Origin of the sequence: Pseudomonas putida W15Oct28 (assembly GCF_000708715.2) — a bacterium.
GTDB lineage: Bacteria > Pseudomonadota > Gammaproteobacteria > Pseudomonadales > Pseudomonadaceae > Aquipseudomonas > Aquipseudomonas putida_R.
On sequence record NZ_JENB01000007.1, the window covers coordinates 1 to 21,305 of the forward strand.

At 63.0% G+C, this 21,305-nt stretch carries 22 protein-coding genes and 2 pseudogenes; 9 read left to right on the forward strand and 15 right to left on the reverse strand.

Going from position 1 to position 21,305, the window contains the following annotated elements; all coding sequences use genetic code 11:
- Positions 1-2 precede the first annotated feature (2 nt).
- The 3 genes from AK81_RS06115 (at position 3) to nhaA (ending at position 3,860) form a co-directional block, all read left to right on the forward strand.
- Positions 3-677: a COG3650 family protein gene (locus AK81_RS06115; RefSeq protein ID WP_043197527.1), complete on the forward strand. Its 675-nt coding sequence runs from the start codon at positions 3-5 to the stop codon at positions 675-677.
- A 103-nt stretch (positions 678-780) separates the two neighbouring features.
- On the forward strand, positions 781-2,388 hold the full coding sequence (locus AK81_RS06120) for an NAD(P)/FAD-dependent oxidoreductase (RefSeq protein ID WP_043197529.1): 1,608 nt from the start codon (positions 781-783) through the stop codon (positions 2,386-2,388).
- 296 nt (positions 2,389-2,684) lie between these two features.
- The gene (gene nhaA / locus AK81_RS06125; protein ID WP_043197531.1) at positions 2,685-3,860 is read left to right on the forward strand and encodes a Na+/H+ antiporter NhaA; all 1,176 of its coding nucleotides are present in this window, start codon (positions 2,685-2,687) and stop codon (positions 3,858-3,860) included.
- A gap of 69 nt (positions 3,861-3,929) precedes the next feature.
- Here nhaA and AK81_RS06130 read toward each other — a convergent pair whose 3' ends face one another.
- A complete protein-coding gene (locus AK81_RS06130; RefSeq protein WP_009684613.1) occupies positions 3,930-4,394 on the reverse strand; it encodes a glycine zipper 2TM domain-containing protein in 465 nt (154 codons plus the stop codon).
- 147 nt (positions 4,395-4,541) lie between these two features.
- Between AK81_RS06130 and AK81_RS06135 the strand changes: the two genes are divergently transcribed.
- Positions 4,542-4,775, forward strand: coding sequence for a hypothetical protein (locus AK81_RS06135; protein WP_043197533.1), 234 nt, complete (start codon positions 4,542-4,544; stop codon positions 4,773-4,775).
- Between the two features lie 39 nt (positions 4,776-4,814).
- Here the strand turns inward: AK81_RS06135 and AK81_RS30730 are convergent.
- The 6 genes and pseudogenes from AK81_RS30730 to dinG all read right to left on the reverse strand — a co-directional run bounded on the left by AK81_RS30730 (position 4,815) and on the right by dinG (position 12,417).
- Positions 4,815-4,918 (reverse strand): annotated as a pseudogene (locus tag AK81_RS30730) (pyridoxine 5'-phosphate oxidase C-terminal domain-containing protein).
- A 21-nt stretch (positions 4,919-4,939) separates the two neighbouring features.
- A pseudogene (gene pdxH / locus AK81_RS06140) lies at positions 4,940-5,458 on the reverse strand (pyridoxamine 5'-phosphate oxidase); the annotation flags it as partial.
- Between the two features lie 18 nt (positions 5,459-5,476).
- Entirely contained in the window at positions 5,477-6,469 is a 993-nt protein-coding gene (locus AK81_RS06145; RefSeq protein WP_043197535.1) for an OmpA family protein, read from the reverse strand.
- 99 nt (positions 6,470-6,568) lie between these two features.
- Positions 6,569-7,714 (reverse strand): EstA family serine hydrolase, encoded by a 1,146-nt coding sequence (locus tag AK81_RS06150; protein ID WP_043197536.1) that lies wholly within the window; start codon positions 7,712-7,714, stop codon positions 6,569-6,571.
- A 243-nt stretch (positions 7,715-7,957) separates the two neighbouring features.
- Positions 7,958-10,192 carry a beta-galactosidase gene (locus AK81_RS06155; protein WP_043197538.1) on the reverse strand — a complete coding sequence of 745 codons (2,235 nt, stop codon included), beginning with the start codon at positions 10,190-10,192 and terminating at the stop codon, positions 7,958-7,960.
- Positions 10,193-10,272: 80 nt separating this feature from the next.
- A complete protein-coding gene (gene dinG, locus AK81_RS06160) occupies positions 10,273-12,417 on the reverse strand; it encodes an ATP-dependent DNA helicase DinG (protein WP_043197540.1) in 2,145 nt (714 codons plus the stop codon).
- A gap of 97 nt (positions 12,418-12,514) precedes the next feature.
- Here dinG and AK81_RS06165 point away from each other — a divergent pair, with 97 nt between their 5' ends.
- Positions 12,515-12,979 carry a CopD family protein gene (locus tag AK81_RS06165; RefSeq protein WP_043197542.1) on the forward strand — a complete coding sequence of 155 codons (465 nt, stop codon included), beginning with the start codon at positions 12,515-12,517 and terminating at the stop codon, positions 12,977-12,979.
- 162 nt (positions 12,980-13,141) lie between these two features.
- On the opposite strand, the gene AK81_RS06170 is transcribed toward AK81_RS06165, so the two are convergent.
- The 4 genes from AK81_RS06170 to AK81_RS06185 form a co-directional block, all read right to left on the reverse strand.
- Entirely contained in the window at positions 13,142-13,900 is a 759-nt protein-coding gene (locus AK81_RS06170) for a hypothetical protein (RefSeq protein ID WP_043197543.1), read from the reverse strand.
- Entirely contained in the window at positions 13,893-14,168 is a 276-nt protein-coding gene (locus tag AK81_RS06175; RefSeq protein WP_043197545.1) for a DUF1145 domain-containing protein, read from the reverse strand. The genes AK81_RS06170 and AK81_RS06175 overlap by 8 nt, the downstream gene beginning before the upstream one ends.
- Before the next feature lie 98 nt (positions 14,169-14,266).
- Positions 14,267-14,986: an OmpA family protein gene (locus tag AK81_RS06180; protein ID WP_043197547.1), complete on the reverse strand. Its 720-nt coding sequence runs from the start codon at positions 14,984-14,986 to the stop codon at positions 14,267-14,269.
- A gap of 88 nt (positions 14,987-15,074) precedes the next feature.
- Positions 15,075-15,767, reverse strand: a complete 693-nt coding sequence (locus tag AK81_RS06185) for an OmpA family protein (RefSeq protein ID WP_043197549.1) — start codon at positions 15,765-15,767, stop codon at positions 15,075-15,077.
- A gap of 159 nt (positions 15,768-15,926) precedes the next feature.
- Here AK81_RS06185 and AK81_RS06190 point away from each other — a divergent pair, with 159 nt between their 5' ends.
- The 4 genes from AK81_RS06190 to AK81_RS27940 are packed head-to-tail and all read left to right on the forward strand — an operon-like array spanning position 15,927 to position 17,589.
- On the forward strand, positions 15,927-16,421 hold the full coding sequence (locus AK81_RS06190; RefSeq protein WP_012273855.1) for a DUF6231 family protein: 495 nt from the start codon (positions 15,927-15,929) through the stop codon (positions 16,419-16,421).
- A gap of 2 nt (positions 16,422-16,423) precedes the next feature.
- The gene (locus tag AK81_RS06195) at positions 16,424-16,900 is read left to right on the forward strand and encodes a YchJ family protein (protein ID WP_043197552.1); all 477 of its coding nucleotides are present in this window, start codon (positions 16,424-16,426) and stop codon (positions 16,898-16,900) included.
- 1 nt (position 16,901) lies between these two features.
- Positions 16,902-17,378: an LEA type 2 family protein gene (locus AK81_RS06200; protein ID WP_043197553.1), complete on the forward strand. Its 477-nt coding sequence runs from the start codon at positions 16,902-16,904 to the stop codon at positions 17,376-17,378.
- A gap of 7 nt (positions 17,379-17,385) precedes the next feature.
- Positions 17,386-17,589 (forward strand): SEC-C metal-binding domain-containing protein, encoded by a 204-nt coding sequence (locus AK81_RS27940; RefSeq protein ID WP_019471879.1) that lies wholly within the window; start codon positions 17,386-17,388, stop codon positions 17,587-17,589.
- A 30-nt stretch (positions 17,590-17,619) separates the two neighbouring features.
- Here the strand turns inward: AK81_RS27940 and AK81_RS06205 are convergent, their stop codons facing one another.
- The 4 genes from AK81_RS06205 to AK81_RS06220 are packed head-to-tail and all read right to left on the reverse strand — an operon-like array spanning position 17,620 to position 21,222.
- A complete protein-coding gene (locus AK81_RS06205) occupies positions 17,620-18,522 on the reverse strand; it encodes a pyridoxal-phosphate dependent enzyme (RefSeq protein ID WP_043197555.1) in 903 nt (300 codons plus the stop codon).
- On the reverse strand, positions 18,519-19,727 hold the full coding sequence (locus tag AK81_RS06210; RefSeq protein WP_043197558.1) for an MFS transporter: 1,209 nt from the start codon (positions 19,725-19,727) through the stop codon (positions 18,519-18,521). The genes AK81_RS06205 and AK81_RS06210 overlap by 4 nt, the downstream gene beginning before the upstream one ends.
- The gene (locus tag AK81_RS06215) at positions 19,724-20,512 is read right to left on the reverse strand and encodes an alanyl-tRNA editing protein (protein WP_043197560.1); all 789 of its coding nucleotides are present in this window, start codon (positions 20,510-20,512) and stop codon (positions 19,724-19,726) included. Before AK81_RS06215 ends, AK81_RS06210 begins: the two co-directional genes overlap by 4 nt.
- On the reverse strand, positions 20,509-21,222 hold the full coding sequence (locus AK81_RS06220) for a serine O-acetyltransferase (RefSeq protein WP_043197562.1): 714 nt from the start codon (positions 21,220-21,222) through the stop codon (positions 20,509-20,511). Before AK81_RS06220 ends, AK81_RS06215 begins: the two co-directional genes overlap by 4 nt.
- Positions 21,223-21,305 lie beyond the last annotated feature (83 nt).

Below are 21,305 nucleotides of genomic sequence, written 5' to 3' on the forward strand. Positions count from 1 at the left end.
CCATGCGCCTCACCCCCACCCTGCTGCTCACCGCCCTGCTGCCCCTGTTCGCCGGCTGCCAGCTCATGGCTGATGCCCCAAGCGACCCGAACATCGGCACCACGCGCATGCAGGGCGAACTGCGTGCCGCCGGTGGCCAGCTGCTGTTCAAGCCGTGCAGCGAAAACCGCACCTTCGTGATCAACGACGTCGGCGCCACCGGCATCCTGCAGGAGGCCGCCAACCTCGCCAAGGACGCCAACGACAAACTGTTCGCCGACGTCCGTGGCCGCCTCACCGGCAGTAAGCAGGCCAATAACGACGGCCAGCTGGAAGTGCGCCGCCTGTACCGCCTGGAACCCTCCACGCGTGCCTGCGAAGACCCTAACTTCAAGCAGCTGACCCTGCGCGCCAATGGTCACGAACCAGAATGGGACATCAAGGCCAGCGGCAAGGGCATGGTGCTCAATCGCGTCGGCCAGCAGCCTCTGCCCCTGCCGTTTCTGGAAGAAGAAGTACCCGGTGGTGGCCTGACCCTCACCAGCGAAGCCAACGGCCAGCACGTAGAACTGTGGGTCGCGCCGCAGCGCTGCGTAGACAGCGCCACTGGCGCCATCCACCACCTGCGTGCCGAGCTGCGCATCGACGGCAAGACCGTGCAGGGCTGCGGTTACTACGGCGGCGCGCGCGACAACTGATCGCCGGGTGCTTTTATCCTGCCAGTCGGGGCGGCTAACAGCTTATACTTGGCGGTTTGTGTAAAGCCGCCGGCCGCCCATGGCCGGGATACTGGACCCTGCCATGCTACGAATCACCGAACTCAAGCTGCCCCTGGACCATCCCGACGAAGCGCTGCGTGAAGCCATCGTCCAGCGCCTGGGCATCCGCGACGAGCAACTGCTCAGCTTCAACCTGTTCAAGCGCAGCTACGATGCGCGCAAGAAGAACAGCGAGTTGCTGTTCATCTACACCATCGACCTCGAAGCCAGCAACGAAGCCGAGCTGCTCAGCAAGTTCGCCGACGATCACAACATCGGCCCGGCACCGGACGTTACCTACAAGTACGTCGGCCACGCCCCGGCCGACGTGCAGGAACGCCCGATCGTGGTCGGCTTCGGCCCGTGCGGCATCTTCGCCGGCCTGCTGCTGGCACAGATGGGCTTCAAGCCGATCATCCTCGAACGTGGCAAGGAAGTGCGCCAGCGCACCAAGGACACCTGGGGCCTGTGGCGCAAGAGCGTGCTCAACCCAGAGTCCAATGTGCAGTTCGGCGAAGGCGGCGCCGGTACCTTCTCCGATGGCAAGCTGTACAGCCAGATCAAGGACCCGCAGCACCACGGCCGCAAAGTGCTGGAAGAGTTCGTCAAGGCCGGTGCGCCGGACGAGATCCTGTACATCAACAAACCGCACATCGGCACCTTCCGCCTCACCGGCATGGTCGAGCAGATGCGCCAGGACATGATCGCCCTCGGCGCAGAAGTGCGCTTCCAGGAAAAGGTCACCGACCTGCTGGTCGAAGACGGCCAGCTGACCGGCGTGGTGCTGGAGAGTGGCGAACAGCTGCACTCGCGCCATGTGGTTCTGGCACTAGGCCACAGTGCCCGCGACACCTTCCGCATGCTGCACGCCAAGGGCGTGTACATGGAAGCCAAGCCGTTCTCGGTCGGCTTCCGTATCGAGCACCCGCAAACGCTGATCGACAAGGCGCGGCTGGGCAAGTACGCCGGCCACCCGAAACTTGGCGCCGCCGACTACAAGCTGGTGTACCACGCCAAGAACGGCCGCTCGGTATACAGCTTCTGCATGTGCCCGGGTGGCACCGTGGTCGCGGCTACAAGCGAGCCGGGCCGAGTCGTCACCAACGGCATGAGCCAGTACTCGCGAAACGAGCGTAACGCCAACTCCGGTATCGTCGTCGGCATCGACCCTGAGCGTGACTACCCGGGCGGCCCGCTGGCCGGTATCGAACTGCAGGAGCGCCTGGAAACCCTCGCTTATGAAATGGGGGGCAGCAACTACCAGGCCCCGGCGCAGCTGGTGGGTGACTTCGTTGCAGGCCGGCCGTCGACCGCGCTGGGCAGTGTCGAGCCGTCCTACAAGCCTGGCGTGACATTAGGCGATCTGGCGCCGAGCCTGCCGGACTTCGCCATCGAGGCAATCCGTGAAGCCCTGCCGGCGTTCGACCGGCAGATCAAGGGTTACAACCTGCATGATGCGGTGTTGACCGGGATCGAGACGCGGACCTCGTCGCCACTGCGGATTACCCGAGGTGAGGATTACCAGAGCCTGAACCTGAAAGGCCTGTTCCCGGCAGGTGAAGGGGCTGGCTATGCGGGCGGGATTCTGTCGGCGGGCGTGGACGGGATCCGCATTGCCGAAGCGGTAGCGCGGGATATGCTCGGTCTGTAATTTTGTATCGCCTGTCAGGGCCTCTTCGCGGGCACGCCCGCTCCTACACCGGACAATCGACTCCCCGTAGGAGCGGGTTCACCCGCGAAGAGGCCCTGACAGGAATCAGAAACATCCAACTCGAACATCAGACTTTCCCTCTCCCGCCCTCCCCCATCTGCATCTAGGCTTCACACAGCCCAGCGGGCAACACCATATAACAAAAACGAATATAGTTTTTGTTTTAAAGCATATCGTCACAGGCTAGGGTGTACGCCCGTTCCATTCGTAAACTGCTCATGGAGAGCCTATAGCCCGTGCGTAGCCTGTTTACCCGTTTCTTCCAGCTTGAAGCCGCCAGCGGCCTGCTGCTGATCGCCGCCGCCGTTCTGGCCCTGATCATCAACAACTCGCCACTGTCCTACCTGTACAGCGGGCTGCTCGATGTGCCCGTCGCCGTCCAGGTCGGCGCGCTGAATATCGCCAAGCCTTTGTTGCTGTGGATCAATGACGGCCTCATGGCCCTGTTCTTCCTGCTCATCGGCCTTGAGGTCAAGCGCGAGGTGGTCGACGGCCACCTGTCCAAACCTGCCCAGGTGATCCTGCCTGCCACTGCTGCCGTGGGCGGCATGGTGGTGCCAGCACTGATCTACTGGTTCATCAACCGTGACAACCCGGCGGCCGTGGCCGGCTGGGCGATCCCCACCGCCACCGACATCGCCTTCGCCCTCGGCGTGCTGGCCCTGCTGGGCAAACGCGTACCGGTATCGCTGAAGCTGTTCCTGATGACCCTGGCGATCATCGACGACCTGGGTGCGATCATAGTCATCGCGCTGTTCTACTCCGGCACCCTGTCGAGCGTATCGCTGCTACTGGCTGCGGCCTGCCTGGTGGCGCTGATAGCGATGAACCGGCTTGGCGTGGTCAAGCTCGGGCCTTACATGATCGTCGGCCTGATCCTGTGGGTCTGCGTGCTCAAGAGCGGCGTGCATGCCACATTGGCGGGCGTCGCCCTGGCACTGTGCATCCCGCTGCGTACACGCAACGCCGAGACTTCTCCGCTGCTGTCCCTGGAGCATGCCCTTCATCCTTGGGTGGCCTATGCCATTTTGCCGATTTTCGCCTTCGCCAATGCCGGCGTCTCTCTGGCAGGCATGACCGTGGAAAGCTTCACCCACCCGGTGCCGATGGGCATCGCGGTTGGCCTGCTGCTGGGCAAGACCGTGGGCGTTTTCGGCCTGTCCTGGCTGGCAGTCAAGCTGCGCCTGGCCGCGCTGCCTGAGGGTGCCGGCTGGGGGCAAATACTGGGGGTGGCGATACTCTGCGGCATTGGCTTCACCATGAGCCTGTTCGTTGGCTCGCTCGCCTTCGCACCGGGTAGCAGTGATTACGCCGGCATGGACCGCATGGGTATTCTTACCGGTTCGTTCTTCGCCGCAGTGATCGGCTACGCCGTCATCGCCATGGCCAGCCGCAAAAACAGTGTTGGCTAACGTGGCTGAAGCATGAAAAAACCCCGACTGGCAGCAGCCATGTCGGGGTTTTGTTTTACTGCGCTACGGTCAGTGCGAAACGCGGCTGGTACCGTCAACCGTCATGATGCGCACGCGGTCGCCGACGCGGAAGATTTCGTTCTCCTGCACGGCCTGCACGTAGGCACGCATGCTGCCATCGTCCTCACGCACGGTGATTTCGACGCCTTGGGTGCGGGTCAGGCCTTCCTCTGCAGCGGAACCGGCCAGGCCCCCGGCCACGGCACCGATCACAGCTGCAACAATGCTGCCACGGCCACCGCCCACGGCGCTGCCGGCTACACCACCGACGATGGCGCCAGCGCCACCGCCGATCGGGGTCTTGGTACCTTCGATCTTGACCGGGCGCAGGGATTCGATGGTGCCCATGCGCACGGTTTGCACGCGGCGGGCTTCATCACGGGAGTAGCTGTCACCGGTCAGGCTCGAGGCACAGCCCCCCAGCAGCAGCGACATGGTGGTAAAGGTCGCCACCAGCAAAGCGGATTTACGCATGGGTAAAGTCTCCATAAGTCAGGTGCTCATTAGACGCTGCACGTTGACGGCTGTCACGGTACAAACGTAATAAAATTGTTTTCATTCAGCCGGGGTACAGCCGGTGCGGTTGTGCCATAGGCTCATCAATTGAGACCAAGGATAGCCATGGATTACTTCATCGTCGTGGTCACCACCGTTGCCGGGCTGTATTTCCACGGGTGGCTGTATGTACGCATGCGCCGCTGGATGGACCGTGACCTGGCGTTGTCGCTGGCGGGGGCTGACCCTGAGAAGCGCGCGTTCATGCTGGAAAGGTTGGCGCAGGCGCGGCAGGAGAAGGTGGGGCGTAAGCAACTGGCGGGGTGGTTGGAGCGGGAGGCGGCGGGTTATACGAGGTAGCCTGATCGATCGGCGGGGCCGCGTTGCGGCCCCAAATTCTCAGGGTGCCAGCCGCTCCCGCTGCCATTGCCCATCCACAAACCGGTAATTCAACCGGTCATGCAGCTCGCCCGCCCCTGCCAGAACTCGATGCGCTCAGGCAACAGACGATAACCACCCCAGTGCTCCGGGCAGTGCGGCTGGGTGTCGGAGAAGCGGGCTTCGGTGGCCTTGACCAGGCCCTCCAGCTCTTCACGACCGGCAATCACCCGGCTCTGCGGCGAAGCCCAGGCCCCCAGGCGGCTGCCCAGCGGGCGCACCTGGTAGTAGTCGTCCGACTCCTTGGCCGTGACCTTTTCCACCCGCCCTTCAATGCGCACCTGGCGCTCCAGCGCCGGCCAGAAGAAGGTCATGGCCGCAAAAGGGTTGGCCTGCAGTTGCTGGCCCTTGGCGCTGTCGTAGTTGGTGAAGAAGGTGAAACCCTGCTCATCGAGCCCCTTCAGCAGCAATACACGGCAATGCGGGCGGCCTTCGCCGTCCACAGTCGCCAGGGTCATGGCATTGGCTTCCACCGGTACCTGCTCGGTCTTCACCGCATCGGCAAACCACTGGTGGAACAAAGCGAACGGCTCCCCCGGGGCCTGGGCTTCGGCCAGGCCATCACGGGTGTAGTCGCGGCGCATATCGGCCAGGGATTGGGTCATTGCTGCGTTCCTTGACGATCAGTTGGTCTTCGCAGGGCTGTTGGCAGCTACTTTCTTGTCAGCGGTAGCTTTCTTGGCGGCAGGCTTGGCGGCTGCCTTGGCCGGCGCGGCTGTTTTCTTGGCCGTGGTCTTGGCAGGGGCCTTGGCCTTGGCGACTGGTTTCTTCGCCGCAGGCTTCTTCGCTGCCGGCTTGCTGTCGACGGCCTTGGCTGCAGGTGCCTTGGCATCCTGCACCGCAACCATCGAGGCCGGCGCAGGTGCCGGGGCGGCCTGCTGGTACTTGGCCAACAGTGCGACCATGGTGTTTTGCGGGGTCAGCAGCATTTCCACGCGGCGGTTCAGGCCACGGCCCTCGACGCTGTCGTTGGCGGCGCGTGGCATGACCGAGCCCATGCCCTTGAGGGTCAGGCGGTCACGCTGCAGGCCGCTGAGGCGGAAGATCGCCGATACCGAAGCGGCGCGCTCCAGGCTGAGCTTCTGGTTGGCAGCGGCAACGCCGCTGCTGTCGGCATGGCCCAGAACCAGCACGGCAGTCTTGGGGTCGCCTTCGACCGTCTTGGCCACACGGGTGATCGGGCCGAGGGTCGCTGGCAGCAGCATGTTCGGGCGATCAGGGTTGTACGAGCTGTCCACCGGCAGGGTGACCGCCAGCACATTGTCGCGGCGCTCCAGCTCCAGCTTGCTGTCCTTGATGGCTTCGCGCAGTTTGGGCTCGTACTCGTCCAGCCAGGCCTGGGTGGCCTTCTGGTCGATCTTCGGCACGACCGGCCCTTTGGCTTGCTTGTCATCGCCGCCGAACGGCCACCACCAACGGCTGGCGCTTTCGGATTTGGCATCGGCCTTGGCCACTTTTTCAGTGACGGCTGCCTTCACTTCCTGCTCGGCGACCTTGTCGGAACCGAAAGGCCACCAGCTGGAGCCACCTTCCTTGGAGCCGTCCGGAGAATGACTGGCGCAGCCGGTAACGGCGGTCAGGCACAGGGCGAGTGCTAAGGTTTTATGTGAAGACATCAGCGATACACCATGAAAAAGAAAGAAATTTTGCCAACGCACTTGAAGCGTTGACATTGAGGATAGTCAAAGGGGTGGGGCAATACCCGCATTACCCGATCAAAGGCAACTGGCAAGAACCCGGACCAGTTTCTGGGCTCGTGGGTCCATGAGCACGTAAGGGCCAAGGGTATTGACCACGAAACCGAAGGCCACGTCGTGCTCCGGGTCGGCAAAACCGACCGAGCCCCCAGCCCCCGGGTGGCCGAAGGCACGGGCGCCGAGGCCAAAGGTGGCATTGGCCACATCGGGCTGGTCGAGCATGCAGCCCAGGCCAAAGCGGGTCTGGGTGAGCAAGGTGCGGTCCTGCCCGAGGCTGTGCTCGCGGGTCAGCTCATCAAGCAATTCGGATTCGAGCAGGCTGCCGTCCAGCAACCCGGCATAGAAGCCCGCCAGGCTGCGGGCATTGCCATGGCCATTGGCCGCTGGCTGTTGCATGCGTCGCCATTCAGGCTTGTTGGTGCTGGTCAGGATCGCCGGCGGGTTGGTGAAGGCACGGGTCGACAGCGCCTCGGGTTCGCGCATGGTCACCTGCAGCAAGCGCTGCGCGGCGGCATCCCCGGGGTTGCCTTTGCCACGGGCGATGTGCGCCACGCGGTAGAACTCTTCGTCGGCCAGGCCAACATGGAAGTCCAAACCCAACGGGCGGGCGGTGCGGGCCACGATCGAGTCGCCAGGGCCACGGCCATCGGCGCGGCGAATCAGCTCGCCGATCAACCAGCCGTAGGTGATGGCGGCATAACCGTGTTCGCTACCGGGTGTCCACCATGGTGTTTCAGCCGCCAGGGCATTGACCATGGCCTGCCAATCATACAGCGCTTCGGCTGGCAGCAATTCACGGATGGCCGGCAAGCCGGCGCGGTGGCTGAGTAGCTGGCGCAAGGTGATCGACTGTTTACCGGCCTGGGCGAACTCGGGCCAGTAGTTGGCCACTGGGGCATCGAGGGCCAACTTGCCCTCACCTACCAGTTGCAGGGCGGTGACGGCGGTGAAGGTCTTGGTACAGGAGAACAGGTTGGCGATGGTGTCGCTGTGCCAAGCCTGCTGGCCATCCTTGTCGGCACTGCCGGCCCACAGGTCGACGACGGTTTCGCCCCCGACCTGGATGCACAGCGCAGCGCCACGCTCCTGGGGATCTTCGAACAGCGCGGCAAAGGCTTCGCGCACGGCTTCGAACTTCAGCTCATAGTGACCCTGGATCTGCACCCGCTGTACTCCGTAGGACCATGTCCAAAAAAGGTGTGCATTGTTTCAGTAGTTGGGTGTTTTGCAAACTGGCTTGGGCCAAATGGTCGCGACGAACGGTATCCAAGCTCACTCACCCAAAATCCGACACCGGGTGAAATCCCTGTGGGAGCGGGCGTGCCCGCGAACACCGGCATAGCCGGTGCCATCCACCGCGTCGCCTGATTCGCGGGCACGCCCGCTCCCACAAGAGTCAGGCTCTTGTCAGGGAGTCGGTTTTTCCAGCTCGGTGCGCAATTGGCCCATGGCCTGCAGGTTGCTCTTGCGCACGGCGTCGACAAACCCCGGGTACGGCACATCGGTAATCGCCACCAGCCCAAGGTGGCCGTTCTCGCCGTCAAGCAGGCGGCCGCTGGCCGGCTGGTCGAGGTACTGGAACCAGTGCGCGCCAACGATCATCGGTTGCGCCAGGGCCGCCTTGAGGAAGTTGCCGTAGGCCGGACCGCGGTCTTCTTCCCGCGCCAGCTCCAACGGCCCCGGCCAGAACGGCCCGCGATCACGCGAACCGAACTGGAATTCAGACACCAGCACCGGTTTGTCCAGCTCGGCCAGGCGGGCGAAGTCGTAGCCGTCCTGCGGCTTGAGGGTATAGAAATTGAAACTGAGCACATCACAGAACTCGGCACAGGCCTTGACCGCCTCCGGCGTGCTCACCGCATAGCGGCCACCGAGCAGCAGGTGATTGGGGGCATGCCACTTCAATGAATCGGCAATGGTCTTGAAGTAGGTCTCGGCGAACACCTGCTGGAAGTGCTGGTAGTCACGCTCGATTTCCGGGTGTTCCGGGTCGGGCAACGGCGCCTCGAAGCCCGGGTCTTCCATCAGCTCCCAGGCGGTCAGTTCGATGCCCCAGGCCTTGGACAGCCCTTCCTGGTTACGGTACTTGTCGCGCAACTGCTTGAGGAAGGCGCGCTTGGCCGGTACGTCGGTGGTCAGGCGCAAGGTACCGTAGGCGATGCCATAACGGGCCTTGGGGTCGCTGCCCGGGGCAGCCCAGGCCAGCTCGTTGTCGGCAAAGTAGCCGATCAGCCAAGGGTCGTCACGGTGATCACGGGCGGCAATGGCCACTGCGCGCTCGGTGGCCATGGCAAAACGCGGGTCGAATGGGTCGGGCATGCTGCCCCACCAGTCCATGCCGGTGCTGATGCTGGCGTAATCACCCACGATCGACAGCGGCAAGGTGTAGGGCATCCGTTTGGCCAGGCCCAGGCCGGGCTCGCTCCAGTTGCCGACCGTGTTGAAACCCCAGGCCTGCATGCGGTCGAGCGCATGCGCCTGCCAGCGGGCAGCGTCCAGTGCCAGTGGCGGGCAGTTGGCTGGCTGCCCTTCCACGGCAGGCGGGCAGGGTTTGCCATAGGTACGCTGCACGTTGGCGGCATAAAAGTCGAACCAGCGCCCTTGCTTGAAGTTGCGCCCTTGCGACGAGGCATTGCCATCGTCGTTGTTGCCTTCGCCGTAGAATGCGGCCAGGGCATCGCCCTCGCCCGGCAACGCCTTGAACATGCCTTCACGGCCGGCGACGTATGTACGCCCGCCGTCTGCAGCAACGGCGTTCACCCCCAGGGAATAGAACGGGTGCCCCTCTGGTGTTACCAGGTACCAGCGGCCATCACGCTTTTCGGTGCGAAAGAAACCCTTGGCCTCGAACGCAGCCCCGCCCAGCAGCCCGCCGTAGCCGTCCAGTTGCTGCTTGCCACGCTCAGCCAGCCAGCCCTTGAGCTGCTGCTGTTCACGCGTATCGGCGGCCTTGAGCTGCTCGTCATTGGCAACCTTCTCTGGCCAATTGCCGCGAGTGGACTGGCCATAGGCATCGATCAGGCCCTGGTACGCCGCCTTGTAGGCAAGATCATCATCCTGGATGCCCACCCGCTCGATCAGCAGGTTCTGCGCCACCTTGGGGTTGGGGATGCTCAGGCTGACCGAGGCCACCTGCTTGAGGTCTACCGCACCGGCGCTGCTGGTCAGCAGCAAGCGCTGGCCGCCGTGGGTCCACGGCATGGGCGGGCCGGCGCGCATGCCCTGGCTTAGCGGCGAGCTGGCCGTCAGCGGCACCATCACGGTTTGCGCGGGGCCAGCCGGCAAGTCGATACGGCTGGTCAATGTGCGCCCATCGCTGCCTTGCACCGTGACATCCACCGTCAGCGCCCAGTCCATGGCACTTTGCATGCGCAATGTGAGGAACTGCCCGGCGGACCAGTCCCACGCCCCGCCTTGCGGGCTCAGGCGCAGAGTCGGCCGCTCGACCGGGTTGAACACCACACGCCGCAACACCTCGCCCTCGGCCGTTTGCTCCGCGTTGTACTGCGGCATGCCGGCATCCTCGGTCGCCACATTGACCACCGAGGCCGGGCGCACGAAGCTGAACAGCGTCTGCTGCCCAGCCAGCAAGGGCGAGCTGAACAACAGGGCGAAAACGGCGGGCAGGGTGAGGCGGACCATAAGGCTGGGGCTCTCCTTCAGGCCCCTTACGGGCCCAAGACTGAGTAATGGACAACGCGCCGGAGCAAGTGCTCCGGCGGTCAGGAAATCTCCCGCCGGAACGGCGGCAGCGCATTGAGAATAGCCTTGCCGTAGCGCTGGGTGACCAGGCGCCGATCAAGCAAGGTGATGACACCGCGATCCTGCTCGGTACGCAGTAGGCGACCGCAGGCCTGGATCAGTTTCAGCGAGGCGTCGGGTACGGCAATTTCCATGAACGGGTTGCCGCCGCGGGCCTCGATCCACTCCGCCAGTGCGGCTTCGACCGGGTCATCGGGCACGGCAAATGGAATCTTGGCAATCACCACATGCTCGCAATAGGCGCCTGGCAGGTCGACACCCTCGGCAAAGCTTGCCAGGCCGAACAGCACACTGTGCTGGCCATCATCTACCCGCGCTTTGTGCTTGTTCAGGGTTTCCTGTTTGGACAGGTTGCCCTGGATCAGCACCAGCTTGCGCCAGTCACGGTCCAGGCCATCGAACACGTCCTGCATCTGCTTGCGCGAGGAGAACAGCACCAGCGCGCCACGGGCATCTTCGACGATGTTCGGCAGCTCGCGGATGATTGCCGCAGTGTGTGCCGCCGCGTCGCGTGGGTCGGCCTTGAGGTCGGGCACCCGCAACAGACCAGCGTCGCCGTGCACGAACGGGCTGGGCACCACACAGGTCATCGCATCACGCGGTAAACCCGAGCGCATGCGGAAGCGGTCGAACTTGCCCAGCGCGGTCAATGTCGCCGACGTCACCAGCGCACCGTGGGCAACACTCCACAGGCTGCGGCGAAGCATTTCCGCGGCAAGGATGGGGCTGGCGTTGACTTCGATGTCGAACATCGCACCGCTCTCGGCCAGCGTCAGCCAGCGCGCCATGGGCGGGCTGTCTTCCGGGTCTTCGGCGGTGAAGGCCGTCCACAGTTCCCAGTTGCCCTGGGCACGGGTGACCAGGCTGCCGAACAGCGGGTACCACTCCTCGGCCTGGTGGCTGGCGATGCCGATGTTGACCTCGCCGTCCATGCCTTCCTTGAGCAGGTCGGCCAGGCGGGTGAACAGGTCGTTGAGGCGGGCAAAGCCCTTTTTCAGCTCGATGCCCACTTCGCGCATCTGTTCCGGCACGACGCCGCCTTCGAAGCGATAGCGCGGGCGCTCACGGCCCTCGGTGTCTTCACTGGGGCGGAAGTCGGCAACCTGCTCGCACAGGGTGAACATGAACTGCTGCTGGGTGCGCACTTCCCGCGCCAGCTCTGGCACCTGCTCGATGTACTTGCCCAGGTCGCCGGGCAGCGGGTGCTGGGCCAGCAGCTTGGTCAGGTTCTTGGCGGTCTGTTCCAGCCAGTCTGCGGTGGAGCGCAGGCGCGAATAATGAGCGAAGTGGCCGATGGCCTTGTCTGGCAGGTGGTGGCCTTCGTCGAACACGTACATGGTGTCGCGCGGGTCGGGCAACACTGCACCGCCGCCCAGGGCCAGGTCGGCCAGCACCATGTCGTGGTTGGTAACGATCACGTCGACCTTGCCCATGCCTTCACGGGCCTTGTAGAACACGCACTGCTGGAAATTCGGGCAGTGGCGGCCGGTGCACTGGCTATGGTCGGTGGTCAGGCGTGCCCAGTCCTGATCTTCGAGGGCTTCTGACCAGCTGTCACGGTCACCGTCCCAGCGATTGCCGGCAAGCTTCTCGATCATGCTGTTGAACAGCTTCTGGCTGCGCTCGTCGACCTCGATGCGGAAGCCTTCTTCCTCGAACAACTGGGCAGTGGCCGACTGGGCGTGGCCCTCCTGCAGCAGGATGTCGAGCTTGGACAGGCACAGGTAGCGGCCACGGCCTTTGGCCAGGGCGAAGCTGAAGTTGAGCCCGCTGTTGCGCATCAGGTCGGGCAGGTCCTTGAAGACGATCTGCTCCTGCAGCGCCACGGTGGCGGTGGCGATGACCAGGCGCTTGCCAGCGGCCTTGGCGGCCGGGATGGCGGCCAGGCTGTAGGCCACCGTCTTGCCGGTACCGGTACCGGCTTCCACGGCCACAACGGCAGGCTCGCCGGCGCGGCGGCCTTCATCGTCGCAGGCAATGTCGCCGAGCACCTTGGCCACTTCGGCGATCATCAGGCGCTGGCCATAGCGAGGCTTGAGGCTCTTGGCTTCGAGAAAACGCGAGTAGGCGCCCTGGATGGTGGCTTTGAGTTCGTTGCTGATCATGGTCTGCAGGCGCCCGTAGGGCTGGATATATTTTCAGTGTTTCGCATGGGCGGCTATCATACCCCGCTATTGCCCTTTATGCCGCATGGAGATCCGGATGCTCGCCTTTGCCCTGCCCTACACACTGCATGTTCTGGCTGCCCTGGTATGGGTCGGCGGCATGTTCTTCGCCTGGCTGGTGCTGCGCCCGGCAACGGTTGCGGCCCTTGAGGGGCCGGCTCGACTGCGCCTGTGGGTGGAAGTTTTCCGACGCTTCTTCGGCTGGGTCTGGCTGGCGGTGGCGATCTTGGCGATAAGTGGTATCGGCATGTTGCACATGCGTTTCAGCGGCTTGGAGACTGCGCCGAAGTACGTGCAGGTAATGATCGGAGGGGGCATCGCCATGTTTGCCTTGTTCATGCGCATTCAGGCGTTGCTGCTGCCGGAACTGAAGACGGCGGTGCAGGCCGAGGACTGGCCGACAGGGGCGGCGGTGCTGGGGCGGATTCGGCGGATGGTGGGGATCAACCTGCTGCTGGGCTTGGCGGTGGTCGCTGTGGCCAGTTCGCGCCTGATGTTCTGACAGCTATGGCCTTGCTTATTATCTGAAAAATTGCGCGATCCCTGTGGGAGCGGCCTTGTGTCGCGATTGGGCTGCGAAGCAGCCCCCCGATCTGAGCATCGCTAGTGAAATTCTGGGGCCGCTTCGCGGCCCAATCGCGACACAAGGCCGCTCCCACACTGCTCAGAGGTGCTGCAGGATCAGCTCACCTGCGGCGCCTGCCAGGCCGGGCTGCCCCGGCTGCCCTGGCCGGCCATTGGCGCCAGCATCGGTGCTGTACACCAGGCAACCCTTGCTAGCCCCACCTTTACCGGCCTTGCCGGCCGCCCCTGGCTTGCCTGGGGCGCCGCCATCCAGGCGCACGACAACGCGCTCTTGCGCGAAGCCCTGCGGCACGCTCAGGCGAATGCGCCCACCCGGCGCGCCATCGTGCCCGTTGCCGCCGTCATCGCCATTGGCACCGCGGCTGGCCTGGCCCCAGGTGCAACCACCCGCCTGGCCGCTGCCACCATCGAGCCCCACATAACCCGGCGCACCCGCACCACCACGGGCATCGATCGCCACCCGTTCGGCATCCACTTCAGCCAGTTTCAGGTCCAGGCTGCGGCCCGGGCGAGCTGCCCGCTGATAACTACCCGCCGCCCCGGGGGCACTGAATTCACTGCCCTCACCCAACTTCGCGCTACGCGCCTCGATCAGCAGGGGGCTATCGGAGGGTGCGATGGCGATGCGCGCATCACGCCCCAGTTCCAGCTGGTCGACCGTCAATTGCGCAAGCGAGGCAGGCAGCAGCAGGGTTGCCGCATCCGCGACACGCAGGTGCGTGAAGTGCACGCTGGCCGACTTGTCGGGCAGGCGCAGCATGGAATTGGCGGCGACATCCAGGCTTTCAGCCTGGGCCAGGGGAGCGGCCAACATGGCCAGCAACATCAGATTACGCATTTCGCGGCGCCTCCTGCGCACGGGGAATGGACATGACATGGAAGATACCTGTCAGCAGGATCTGCAAACGGTCGAACCAGCGGTGGCTGCGCCCACGCAGGCTGCCATTGAAGAACAGCACCTCGAGCAGGTGCAAGCCGAACAGGACGATGCCAGCGGCATTGATCAACAGATTGAAAGGCACAGGTTGTGGCATCAGCTGATTGAACAACACCACGCCCCAGAAAGCGACCGTCAGGACCTTGCCCAGGCCCAGGATGAACTTCATACCCCGCCCCTATAGAGTGTTGTTAGGTCCAGACGGCCCGTTCGAGCGGGCCGTGCGACCAACATTAACTGCAATGCCAAGGCAGGCGCCAGCACCGCTCAGTTGAGGTGCAGCTCCACCCGTCGGTTGCGCGCGCGCCCCTCCTCGCTTTCGTTATCGGTGATCGGCTGGCTTTCCCCGCGGCCCTGGCTGGTGACCTTGCCCGGCTCCAGGCCCTGGCTGATAAGGTACTCGGCAACGCTGCTGGCACGGCGCTCGGAAAGTGCCTGGTTGTAGCTGTCGGAACCCACGTTGTCGGTATGCCCGATCACACTCACCTTGGCTATCGTCGGCGAGTCGAGTTTCGCCACCAGGCCTTGCAGGCGTTGCTGCGCCGCCGGGGTCAGGTCTGCGGAATCGAAGGCAAACATCACCGCACCGTTGTCATCGAGGATGATTACCTCTGGCGAGGGCTCAGGTGCAGAGGCAGGCGGCGCTGCCGGGTACTCCTTCAGCGGGCAACCCATGTGGTCGACTGCGGTATTGGTGGGGGTATCGGGGCAATGATCGCGGCGGTCGAAAATACCGTCGCCATCTTCGTCACCATCCTGGGCGTAACAGATCAGCCCACCGGCGATGACGCCCAGGGCACCGCCACCTGCGGCCCAGGTAGAACTTTCAATAGCGCCCAGGCCGCCACCGACCAGGCCGCCCAGCAGGCTGCAGATGGGCCAGGTCCTTTGGTTGAGCGGCGCGCTACCATCGCTGTGGGTTGCACACCCCGCGAGCAGGCTGGCAGCCACCAACAGCGGCAATGCCGCCTTCGACGTCACACTCATGCTGAATGCTCCTCTGTCATTGGCCACGAACGGCTGACTGGCATGAAGACGCGCCCGCGCCACTGCTCAAGGCACGGGCGCACACCGTCTACCGCTGGATCTTGATTTCGGTACGGCGGTTCATGGCACGCCCTTCGGCCGTGGCATTGTCCGCCACCGGCTGGGTTTCACCAGCACCCACCACCGAAACGAAGCTGCTGCGCGGTACGCCGCTCTCGACCAGGTAATCGGTCACCGAGTGGGCGCGGCGCTCGGACAGTTTCTGGTTGTAGCTGTCGGAGCCAACGCTGTCGGTATGGCCGCTGACGCTCAGGCGAGCGGATGGCGCTTCCTGCTTCAGACGCGTGGAAATGGTATTGAGGCGCTCTTTGTCAGCGGCGGTCAGGCGCGCAGAATCGAACTCGAAGTGCACGTCGCGGATGACGATGACTTCTTCCTTCTGCACCACCACTTCCTCGACCACTGCTACCGGCTCAGGCGGGCATCCGTTGGCATCGACCTGTACACCACGCGGGGTGCCCGGGCACTTGTCACGGCTGTCCGGCACGCCGTCGCCATCCTCGTCGCCATCGCCATGGGCCCAGCAATAACCCGCCGCCAGGCCACCGCCCAGCAACGCACCCCAGCCAGCCCAGCTGGAACTTTCAATAGCGCCCAAAGCGGCGCCGCCTACACCCCCGACGGCGGCACACTTCGGCCAGTCGGTTTTTTGCAAACCTGCACAACCAGTCAACACACTGGTGAGCAGTACCAGGGGTAACGCTGTGCGTACTATGCTCATTTCATTGCTTCTCCTAGGGGGAATCGGCATAAGGCCGATCTCTGGGAGTAAAGACCGCGCATTCCAACCCTGCCAGCAATAAGCCACGACGTGGTCACAAGCCTCTTTGCCCGCACGCTGCGGCCCGCTAGTCTTGGACGACTTGAACGAGGATTGGCAATGACCGACGGTTTTTCCCAACGCACCCCGCAGCAGGCCCTGGCGGCTTTGCTCGAACGCTTCACCCCGCAACGCCTGCTGCTGGTCGGCACGCGTTTTCCGGCGCTGGACGCCTTTGCCCAGGCGCACCCACAGGTGACTATCGCCACTGCTGCCCCGGGCCCGCTGCCGGCCGAACTGGCGGCCCAGCGTTTTGACCTGGCGGTGCTGGTGGACTGCCTGGAACACCTGCCAAAGCGCACCGGCCTGGAACTGCTCGGCGGCATTCGCAACCTCAATGCCAGCCGGGTAGCGGTACTGGCCGACCTGGCCGCCTGTGGCTGGCAAGACACCGACTTCTTTGCCCTGGCCCTGTCGGCCAGCGAGAAATTCTGCCGTGACCAGCAGGTATTGAGCCTGTTCACCTATGATCTACATGACTACAAGCAGGTCCCGGACTGGCTCAACGCCAGGTTCTGGGCCAACCCTGAAAACTTCGGCAAGTACTGGTGGTGATGATGAGTGTCTCGGTCTGCCCTTGTGGCAGTGGCAACCTGCTCGACGCCTGCTGCGGGCATTACCATGCCGGTACGCCGGCACCGGATGCCCAGGCGCTGATGCGCTCACGCTACAGTGCCTACGTGCTTGGGCTGGTCGACTATCTGGTGGCCACCACCCTGCCGGCCCAGCAAGCTGACCTGGACCAGGCCGCCATGTCTGCCTGGAGCGCCCAGAGCACCTGGCTGGGCCTGGAAGTGGAAGGTGCCGAAGTGCTGGGCGGCCAGCCGGAGCACGGGTTTGTCACCTTCACCGCGCGCTGGCACGACCAGGATGGCGATCACCAGCACCGTGAACGTTCGGCATTCGTCCAGCATGCGGGGCGGTGGTACTTCATCGACCCTACGGTCGGGTTGAAGGCCGGGCGCAACGACCCCTGCCCCTGCGCCAGCGGGCAGAAGTTCAAGAAATGCTGCGCCAGTTACGTAGGGAGCTGATATGACCGCCCATGCCCGTCTGCTGCTGCTCGGTACGCTGATGGCATGGCTGGCGGGCTGTGCCAGTTGGGGGGGTGACGACTGGCGCGAACCCGAGGTGCACCTGGTCGAGGTCGAAACGGTCAAGGCCAGGTTGCTGGAGCAGGAGTTCGTGTTGCACCTGCGGGTCGACAACCCCAATGACAGCCGCCTGTTCATCCGCAACCTCTCGTATGCAATCCGCCTCAACGACCTGCTGCTGGTGCAGGATGAGACCAGCGTATGGCGCAGCGTGGGCGGGCACGCCCGGCGCACCTTCAAGATCACCGCGCGAACCAACCTGTGGCAGCACCTCAAGCCCCTCGCCAAGCTGCTCAGAAGCCAGCAACCGTTGCATTACACCCTGCAGGGCGAACTGGCGACCGGGTTGCTCATCCATCGAGACCTGCACTTATCGCGCAGTGGTGAGATAATCCCCGGCGATCACATCCCGGAGTAACCCTGCAATGTCCCAACAACCTCACGTTCATGGCCCTGACTGCAACCACGACCATGATCATGACCACCACCACGATCATGGCCATGTACACGGCCCGCACTGCAACCACGGCCACCAGGAGCCAGTACGCAACGCCCTGAAGGACGTTGGCCGTAACGACCCATGCCCTTGCGGTAGCGAGAAGAAGTTCAAGAAGTGCCACGGCGCCTGAGCTGATCAGACACCTGCTGTGGGCGCTCGCCTAGGCGGCCTTTCGCCGGGTCGCCCCCAGCAAGTCCTGGTACCAGAGGCCGGCGTCATAGGCGATGGTGACCAGGGTGGTTGCGGCATAGCGCGGGTGCTGTGCCATGCGCTGGGCAACGGCGAGGCAGGCTGCGGCGGTATTCCCCACGAAAATGCCACTTTGCATGTAGAACCAGCGCTGCGCAGCCAGCATTTCGGCGTGCTGCACCTGGGCCCGTTCGTCCACCAGCGACCAGTCCATGAAGGGCGGGCAAACACCCACCGCCATGCCTTCAAAGCGATGGTCCGTGAACACCCCCGCCCTTGAGTCACAACCGCTGGGGTCGACCAACACCGTCGACACCTCGAAACCGTGGTCCTTCAGCCCCAGGGTAATGCCTGTGAAACTTGCGCCAGTGCCGGCGCAGCCGACAAACAGGATTTCCCGCCCGGCCCCGACGTTGGTCAATTGCACGGCAAGTTCGCTGGCCGTCTGGTAACGATGGGCTTCAATGCCCACCGGGTTGTTGAATTGGTCGGTGTAGAAATAGGACTTGCCCAGTGCGGCCTGGTTATCCAGGTGATGCATCACGACATCCTTGGGCGTGGCGCCAGCCACCAGCATCTCCTTGCCGATCAGCCTGGCCCCGAAACACTCCAGCAAATCCCGTTTGGTCTGGCTGAAGCCAAGCCCTACTGCCAGCTCCACGGCAACCTGATACTTGTGACAGGCCGCCAGCAAGCCGAAACCAAAACTGCCACCGGTTTTTTCAATGACCGTGGTCACACCCGGGATAATGTCGCCGTTGCGCAGTGCATGCTCGACGATGTGCCGGGCTGCCCGGTACTTGTGGCTGCCGCCCGGATTGTTCATTTCCAGTTTGGTGTAGATGCGTTCGCTGACGCTGATGAGCTCGCTCATTTGCGGCTACCTTCCATTGAAGTGTGCAGACAGGCCTTGTTCTGCAGCAGGCCAGCAGTGGCAAAGAGCAAACCGATGCAAAGGGCCATGCAGATGGCGTTGGTGCCATCCCAGCCAACCGTACTCAGCAACAGCGAAGGGCTGAACGCACCAATGGTTGCCAAAATGGCAATGGCCAGGTCGTTCTTGCCCTGCATCTGCATCGCTGCCGGGCTGTTCTGCAGCGCCTGGGCCAGCAGTGCGCCGCCGCCGACATACGTCAGGTTCCAGCCCAGCCCGAGGGCAATCAGTGCCAGAGTCATCATGGCGTAGCTGTGCGACCAGATATTCAGCGCCGAGCAACCGATCAACAGCGCCAGCCCGGCACAGATGGTGGTCTTGATGCCCAGCTTCTGGATGATTGCGCCGGTGAAGAATGACGGTGCAAACATGGCAACCACATGCCACTGGATGGCCAGGCGCACGTCAGAGAAGTCCTCGTGCATGTGTTTCATGTGCATCGACGCCTGAATCATGAGCAGGTTCATGATCCCGTAGCTCAGCGCCGCAACCGCCATGGCAACTTTCACCGACGGGCTGAACGGTTCGCGGGGAGTGGCCGATTTTTCCGCGTGCTGACCAGCTTTGGCGATGCCGGCATCGTCGGGCAGGCAAGCAGCAATCAACAGCGACATCAGCGCAAGGGCAACGAACGAGGCATAACACAGCGAAAACAGCGGGTACCCGCCCACGTCTCTGAGCCACTCGGTCAGTGTCGGCCCCACCACGGCTGCAATCACGCCCCCCGCCACCACCAGTGAAAGGGCTTTGGGCTTGAGGCTCTGGGCCAGGTTGTCAGTGGCTGCGAAGCGGTTGAAGTTGGCGAAGGCGATGTAAACGCCCAACGCCGAATGGCTCAATACCAGTAGCTGGAAATGCTGGTACTCCACCGCCAGATAACCGCTGATACCAGAAGCCGCCAAGGGGATCGAGCCCAGCATGAAGGCCTTCTTGCGACCGATACGGCTCATCAACCTGGAGACCGGGTACGTCGCCAGCATCAGGCAAAGAAACTGGAACCCATAGGGCACGGTGGACCACGCAGCAGCCGGCGCCAATGCGGCCCCGACGATAGCGGCCATGGTCACGGACATGACAGCGGTCGTCAGGTTGATCGACTGTGCGGTGAAGTACAGGTAGGTACGCCGCGGAAGTGTGCTGTTCATAGCGCAGGCTCGTGATAGGTGGACACATCGATGTCGGCATCGGGAAATACGCAGATCAGCCGCTCTTTGCCTTTGCCCAGGCGTTTGCGGCGCACGGACACGCGCCCGATGCGCCGAGGCGACTCAAGGTGTGTGCCGCCACACGGGATTTCGATGCCGTTGTAGGTCCACAGGCGCGCGTCTTCCAGGCCCTGCACCGCGTAGTGTTCGATGGGCGCATCGCAGGCGATCAGGTCATTTGCACGCCGTTCTATCTCCACCACGTCTTCGGCAGTGAATGCGTCTTCAACCAGAAAGTCGAAACGCGCCGAGTCTTCCTTGATATGGCAGCCGATGGTCCACTGTTTCAGTTCTTCACGCAGGCTGATGGCGGCGGCATACAGGAAATGACTGGCACTGTGAGACAGCGTCAACCGTTCGCGCCGTTCAGTATCAATTGTGACGCGGGCCGGCATGCCAACGGTGACTTCATCCAGCAGGTGCAAGTCATCAGGGTGCAGGCTGTGAATAATGATGCCGCCCAGTTTTCCGCCTTTGAAACCTTCCAGGCGAATAGGGCTACCGTAGAGTTTTTTAACCCAGACAAAGCGCACAGTGCCTATCGGTAGTTCAATCGTGCCGAAATCAGCTTCCTGGCCGCCACCTTCGGGATAGGCCACCGTACTCTGCAATTCTATACCGTCGCTGTGCACACGCGTTACTTGAGTATTTGCGCCCGCCAGGTATTGGTCTTTGTAATAAAGTTTCTCGGTATTGCGCAACACTTCATAATTCAGAGAATTCATGGTTCCAGTACCACCTGCAATGATGTTTTAACCTGTACCCGGGCAGCAGCAGGGACGTCTTTGGTAATAATGCAGCCCGGCCCGATGAAGGCGCCGTCGCCCACATGGATAGCGCCCAGCACACTGGCGAAAGCGCCGATCTGTACCCGGTTGCCCAGGGTCGGGTGCCTGGGGCTCGAAGGGTTGTCACTGATACCGCGGGCGCCCAGGGTGACGCCGCCAAGCACGTAGCAATCGTCACCAATGGTCGATGTTTCACCAATGACGGTGCCCATGCCGTGATCGATGATGAAGCGCGCACCGATACGGCTACGGAAATGAATCTCCGCCCCCGAGAGCATTTTTCCGCGCCTGGAAATCATGGCGGCCAGGCATTGGCCGCCTGCGCCATAGGTAGAAGCAGTATTGGTGTAGACCCAGTGGGCAAGCCGATAATGCAGAACCGCAGAATAGGAGGTGTAAGTTCTTGCAATAAATACCAGGTCGCGGCCAGCCGCTGGATCTTTCTGGGCAAAGGCCTGCAAGTCGGCATGGGCCTGCTCGGAAACACTTTCAATAATCAGTGTTTCTTTCAGCGCCTCGAACTCGTCGATTGAACAGCATTCCAATAACGCCGAGGTCACAAGATTCTTTACTACTTTGAATGACGCCAGTTCGTCAGGCAAAGGGAGCCTGGCAATGACGGCTGATTGCATGTCCATAGTATGCATGGGCTTGATATCCAGTTGTCTGGTCTGCACAGACGCTAAAAGTGCCGCCTTTGCTGGCAGCCGAAAGTTCCGACAAGGGGATA

Bases quoted from the DNA above. Each gene is read 5' to 3' on its own strand.
- AK81_RS06180 (WP_043197547.1), bottom strand. From the start codon at position 14,986: ATGAGTGTGACGTCGAAGGCGGCATTGCCGCTGTTGGTGGCTGCCAGC.
- AK81_RS06195 (WP_043197552.1), top strand. From the start codon at position 16,424: ATGAGTGTCTCGGTCTGCCCTTGTGGCAGTGGCAACCTGCTCGACGCC.
- AK81_RS06185 (WP_043197549.1), bottom strand. From the start codon at position 15,767: ATGAGCATAGTACGCACAGCGTTACCCCTGGTACTGCTCACCAGTGTG.
- AK81_RS06170 (WP_043197543.1), bottom strand. From the start codon at position 13,900: ATGCGTAATCTGATGTTGCTGGCCATGTTGGCCGCTCCCCTGGCCCAG.
- AK81_RS06135 (WP_043197533.1), top strand. From the start codon at position 4,542: ATGGATTACTTCATCGTCGTGGTCACCACCGTTGCCGGGCTGTATTTC.
- AK81_RS06120 (WP_043197529.1), top strand. From the start codon at position 781: ATGCTACGAATCACCGAACTCAAGCTGCCCCTGGACCATCCCGACGAA.
- AK81_RS06155 (WP_043197538.1), bottom strand. From the start codon at position 10,192: ATGGTCCGCCTCACCCTGCCCGCCGTTTTCGCCCTGTTGTTCAGCTCG.
- AK81_RS06130 (WP_009684613.1), bottom strand. From the start codon at position 4,394: ATGCGTAAATCCGCTTTGCTGGTGGCGACCTTTACCACCATGTCGCTG.
- AK81_RS06220 (WP_043197562.1), bottom strand. From the start codon at position 21,222: ATGCATACTATGGACATGCAATCAGCCGTCATTGCCAGGCTCCCTTTG.
- AK81_RS06210 (WP_043197558.1), bottom strand. From the start codon at position 19,727: ATGAACAGCACACTTCCGCGGCGTACCTACCTGTACTTCACCGCACAG.
- AK81_RS06175 (WP_043197545.1), bottom strand. From the start codon at position 14,168: ATGAAGTTCATCCTGGGCCTGGGCAAGGTCCTGACGGTCGCTTTCTGG.
- AK81_RS06190 (WP_012273855.1), top strand. From the start codon at position 15,927: ATGACCGACGGTTTTTCCCAACGCACCCCGCAGCAGGCCCTGGCGGCT.
- dinG (WP_043197540.1), bottom strand. From the start codon at position 12,417: ATGATCAGCAACGAACTCAAAGCCACCATCCAGGGCGCCTACTCGCGT.
- AK81_RS06145 (WP_043197535.1), bottom strand. From the start codon at position 6,469: ATGTCTTCACATAAAACCTTAGCACTCGCCCTGTGCCTGACCGCCGTT.
- AK81_RS06215 (WP_043197560.1), bottom strand. From the start codon at position 20,512: ATGAATTCTCTGAATTATGAAGTGTTGCGCAATACCGAGAAACTTTAT.
- AK81_RS27940 (WP_019471879.1), top strand. From the start codon at position 17,386: ATGTCCCAACAACCTCACGTTCATGGCCCTGACTGCAACCACGACCAT.
- AK81_RS06205 (WP_043197555.1), bottom strand. From the start codon at position 18,522: ATGAGCGAGCTCATCAGCGTCAGCGAACGCATCTACACCAAACTGGAA.
- AK81_RS06115 (WP_043197527.1), top strand. From the start codon at position 3: ATGCGCCTCACCCCCACCCTGCTGCTCACCGCCCTGCTGCCCCTGTTC.
- AK81_RS06200 (WP_043197553.1), top strand. From the start codon at position 16,902: ATGACCGCCCATGCCCGTCTGCTGCTGCTCGGTACGCTGATGGCATGG.
- AK81_RS06165 (WP_043197542.1), top strand. From the start codon at position 12,515: ATGCTCGCCTTTGCCCTGCCCTACACACTGCATGTTCTGGCTGCCCTG.